Genomic DNA, 4,376 nt, shown 5'->3' with positions numbered 1-4,376 from the left:
GCTCAGGGGCGGCGCAGGATGAACTCGCGGTCGCGGCTGTCGCCGACGATGAAGTCGTACTCGCCGGCCTTGCTGCAGCCGTAGCGCGCGTAGAAGCGCTGCGCACCGAAGTTCTCTTCCCACACGCCCACCCACAGGGTGCGGCGCTGTGGCTGGTCCAGCCAGGCCATGAACGTGTCCATCAGGCGCGCTCCATGGCCGCCGTTCTGGTAGCTGGCCTGGACGTACAGCCGCTTGAGCTCGATGTCGCCGTCGCGTGCCTCGGCATGCGGCAGGGTGTTGGCACCGGCGGCCAGATAGCCCACCACCGTTTCACCCTCCAGCAGCAGCCACACCGCGCTGCGCGGGTCGGACAGTTCGACCTGCTGCGGTACGGTGCCGTAGTGATCCTGCAGGAAGGTGTGCAGGTCCTGCGGCGGATAGGAATCGCCCCAGGTTTCGGTGTAGGTGGCGATGGCGATTTCCGACAACGCGTCGACGTCGGCCAGGGTGGCGCGGCGGATATGCAACGACATGGTGCAGCCTGCAATGGAACGTGCGGCAGTGTAGCCGGCCCCGGTGCTTGCCGGGGCTGGCTGCTCACGATCCGCTGCTCAGAACCACATGCGGATGCCGGCGACCCAGCGCGTATCGCGTGCATGGTCGCCGGCATAGTCCGCGGTGTCGCCGAAACTGCGTTCGTGGCTGATGCCGACGTACGGCGCGAAGCGTCGGCTGAACTCGTAGCGCAGGCGCAGGCCGGCCTCGACCTTGTTCAGGCCGCGGCCGATGCCGTACTCCGGTTCATCCTTGCTGGCCACGGTCGCTTCCAGCAGGGGCTGCAGGATCAACCGGTTGGTCAACAGCACGTCGTATTCGATCTCGGCCTTGGCCATCAACTGGCCACCGGAACCGGCATACAGCGTGGCCGAGCTTTCGAACTTGTACGGCGCCAACCCTTGGATGCCGATCGCCGCCCAGGTGCGGGAATCGGCGGGGCGGAAGTCCTGGCGTACGCCGACCAGTACGTCCCACCACGGCGAAATGGCACGCCCGTAGAGTGCTTCCACGCCCGACGATTCCGTGCGGCCTTCGCTGCGTTCGCCATCGGTGCGCAGCCACAGGCGGTTGATGTTGCCGCCGATCCAGCCGCTGGCCTCCCAGGCCTGGCCGTTGCCGTTCTTTCCATCCCAGTGCTCCAGGCGATCGATCAGCAGCAGGCTGTGGATTTCCGGTGGATGTTCCATCGCACCATGCGCGATGGGGGGGAACGCGGCCGCACGATCGGCATCGGTGGGGACCGGTATCGGTTCGCGCGGCTCGGTCGGCGCGGGCGTGCCGTGGCCCATTGCCGCGTGATCCATCGCGCCATGGTCCATCGTTGAATGGTCCATCGCACCGTGATCCATCTTCGAATGGTCCATCTTCGAATGATCCACGTCGGCCGCTGCCGCTGGCGTGGCATCGGCAGGAGGCGAGGGCGCTGTCATGTCATGGCCGGCATGGGACTGCGCGAATGCGGGCAACGCGGCCAACAGGCCGAGCGTCAGCAGGCTCGGAGCAAGCAGGGAACGGCTCATTCTTCGATCCTCACTTCGCGCATCATGCCGGCTTCCATGTGGTACAGCAGATGGCAGTGGTAGGCCCAGCGGCCGAGTGCATCGGCGCGTACGCGATAGGTGCGGCGCGTACCGGGCGGCATGTCGATGGTGTGCTTGCGCAGCTGGAATTCACCCTGTGCGTTTTCCAGATCGCTCCACACGCCATGCAGATGGATCGGGTGCTGCATCATGGTGTCGTTGACCAGCACGATGCGCATGCGCTCGCCGTAGTTCAGGCGCAGTGGCTCGGCACCGGCGAAGGGAATGCCATCGAACGACCAGGAGAACTTCTCCATGTGGCCGGTCAGGTGCAGCTCGATCTCGCGGCCGGGCTCGCGGCCATCGGGGTCTTCGAACAGGCTGCGCATCGCACCATAGGTCAGCACCTGGCGGCCGTTGTCGCGCAGGCCGATGCCGGGGTCGTCCAGCTTGGGCTCGGTGGCCGAACTCTGCATGTCCACCAACGGATTGTTGCGCTCGCTGGCCGGATGCTTTGGCGCTTTGCTGGCGGTATCGCCGCCGCCATGTGCGCCGTGGCCCATGCTGGCACCGCAGCCGCCTTCCATGCCCTTCATTGCTGCCATGTCGTGGCCGCCGTGGCCACCGCCGCCCATGTCGTGACCCATGTCGCTCATCGTCAGCAACGGGCGCGGATCGCGTGCGGGAATCGGTGCCTGCAGCCCATGGCGCACGGCGAGGGTGCCGGCGGCATAGCCGGTGCGGCCCATGTCCTGGCAGAAGATGGTGAAGGCATCCTGGCCGCTGGGTTCCACCAGTACGTCGTAGGTTTCGGCCGGGGCGATGCGGAACTCGTCGATGCTGACCGGATGGATGTACTGGCCGTCGGCGGCGACCACGGTCATCTTCAGGCCGGGGATGCGCACGTCGAAGTAGGTCATCGAGGCGCCGTTGATGAAGCGCAGCAGCACCTTTTCGCCACTGCGGAACAGCCCGGTCCAGTTGCCGGCCGGCGCGGTCCCGTTCATCAGGTAGGTGTAGGTGTGCGCGTTGATGTCGGAGATGTCGCTGGGCGTCATCCGCATCCGGCCCCACATGCCGCGGTCGGACAGGGCGGCGGACCAGCCATCGCGACGCGCGTCGCGCAGGAAGTCGGGCAGGGTGCGCTTGTAGTAGTTGTCGTGCTCGGCGAGCTTCTTCATTCGCCGGAACAGCGCGCCGGGATCCATGTCGGTCCAGTCGGACAGCATGATCACGTGCTCGCGGTCATGCCGGTACGGCGCCGGTTCGGCCGGGTCGATGATCAGCGCGCCGTACAGCCCCGCCTGTTCCTGGAACAGCGAATGGCTGTGATACCAGTAGGTGCCGGACTGCTTGAGGTCGAAGTGGTAGTGGTAGGTCTCGCCGGGGCCGATGCCGTTGAAGCTCAGGCCGGGCACGCCATCCATGTTGGCCGGCAGCAGGATGCCGTGCCAGTGGATCGAAGTAGGGTGCTGGCCGAGCGTGTTGCGCACGAACAGGTCCACGGTCTGGCCTTCGCGCCAGCGCAGGATCGGTGCCGGCAGTGAGCCGTTGACGGTGATTGCCGGGCGGGTGCGGCCGGTGAAGTTGGCCAGCGACTCGCCGATGGCCAGTTCGACGCGGGTATCGCTGATGATCGCCGGTGCGCTGGCCAGGCGGGGTGCAGCAGAAGCGGCGGCGAGCGCGCGCTGCGGGATGCCGGCCGCGGCGATGCCGGCAACCACGCCGCCAGCAGCGATGCCCTGCACGAACAGACGGCGCGACGGCATGGGCACAGCGCCCGGGCCGGGAGGAATACGGGTACTCATGGTGGTGACTCCAAACACGGAAAGACGCCAGCGCAGGGCCGGCTTCAGTGCGCAGCGCGCACAAGGCGTGTTGGATCAGCCGATGGGAGGGCGTGAGATCGGCGGCAGCGGCGGTGCCGGGCGGCCATTGGCAGGCATCGGCTGCGGGGTCAGGGAAAGACCGGGACCGGTCAGGAAAGGCAGTGCCTGCACCGCCAGCAGCGGATGCTGGGCACAACTGCGCACGCAGTCCTTGATCTGGCAGTGTGCGTCGTGGGCGGGGGCCTTGGCCTGCGGCGCCTCGTCTGCAGTCATGCCGGCGTGGTGGTGGCAGTCGGCGTCGCCTTCATCGGTCATCGCCGAGGCCATCGCATGGGCCATGCGGCCCATGTCCTCGTGTCCGCTGGCCATGGCCGCGTTCAGCCCGTTGAGCAACAGGCTGAGCATGAGCACGACACGGAGCAGGGTCGAGGCGAGGGACATGGCGCTAATCTAGCGGCAAGTGGGCGGACATGCACATCCGGCTGAACAGGTGGTTCAAGGTTTGAGCCGGGCGAGGGTGCGCAATCGCGCAGCCTGGTAGCGCCGGGCCATGCCCGGCGAGCGTGAAGCGCGGTCGATATGCGGGCCGCCGGGCATGGCCCGGCGCTACCGGGGTCATCCCTCTTCGCGCACGATCTCTACCAGGCGCGGGCCATAGCGGCTGAGCTTGGTGCCGCCGATGCCACCGACCCGGGCCAGTTCGTCCAGCGAGGTCGGGCGCTGTTCGGCGATGTTGCGCAGGGTGCTGTCGTGGAAGATCACGAAGGCCGGCACGTTCTGCTCGCGCGCCAGCTCGGCGCGCAGGCCGCGCAGCGCATTGAACAGGGCCAGGTCCTGCGGCAGCACCGACAGGCCGGTGCGTTGCGCGCTGCGTTCGCGCCCGGCGCTGGCACTGACCGCATCGCGGCGCATGCTGATCTGGCGGCGACCGGTCAGCACATCGCGGCTGGCATCGGTCAGGCGCAGGCCACCGTGGCCCTCGCTGTCC

General features: G+C 67.4%; 5 protein-coding genes. All 5 read right to left on the bottom strand.

Going from position 1 to position 4,376, the window contains the following annotated elements; genetic code table 11:
• Window positions 1-2 precede the first annotated feature (2 nt).
• On the bottom strand, window positions 3-515 hold the full coding sequence (locus tag AB4Y84_RS14425) for a GNAT family N-acetyltransferase (RefSeq protein ID WP_442244763.1): 513 nt from the start codon (window positions 513-515) through the stop codon (window positions 3-5).
• A 78-nt stretch (window positions 516-593) separates the two neighbouring features.
• Complete coding sequence (locus tag AB4Y84_RS14420; RefSeq protein ID WP_442244762.1) at window positions 594-1,559, bottom strand: copper resistance protein B; 966 nt, start codon at window positions 1,557-1,559, stop codon at window positions 594-596.
• Complete coding sequence (locus AB4Y84_RS14415) at window positions 1,556-3,367, bottom strand: copper resistance system multicopper oxidase (RefSeq protein WP_442250331.1); 1,812 nt, start codon at window positions 3,365-3,367, stop codon at window positions 1,556-1,558. Before AB4Y84_RS14415 ends, AB4Y84_RS14420 begins: the two co-directional genes overlap by 4 nt.
• Window positions 3,368-3,442: 75 nt before the next feature.
• Window positions 3,443-3,829: a CopL family metal-binding regulatory protein gene (locus tag AB4Y84_RS14410; protein WP_025874646.1), complete on the bottom strand. Its 387-nt coding sequence runs from the start codon at window positions 3,827-3,829 to the stop codon at window positions 3,443-3,445.
• A gap of 174 nt (window positions 3,830-4,003) precedes the next feature.
• On the bottom strand, window positions 4,004-4,376 hold a 373-nt coding region (locus tag AB4Y84_RS14405), incomplete at its 5' end, for an HRDC domain-containing protein (protein ID WP_442250330.1).

Origin of the sequence: Stenotrophomonas sp. 2YAF22, assembly GCF_052114665.1 — a bacterium.
Taxonomy (GTDB): Bacteria; Pseudomonadota; Gammaproteobacteria; order Xanthomonadales; family Xanthomonadaceae; genus Stenotrophomonas; species Stenotrophomonas indicatrix.
The sequence above is the reverse complement of the archived record's forward strand: the minus strand, read 5'-3'. Positions and strand labels throughout refer to the sequence as shown.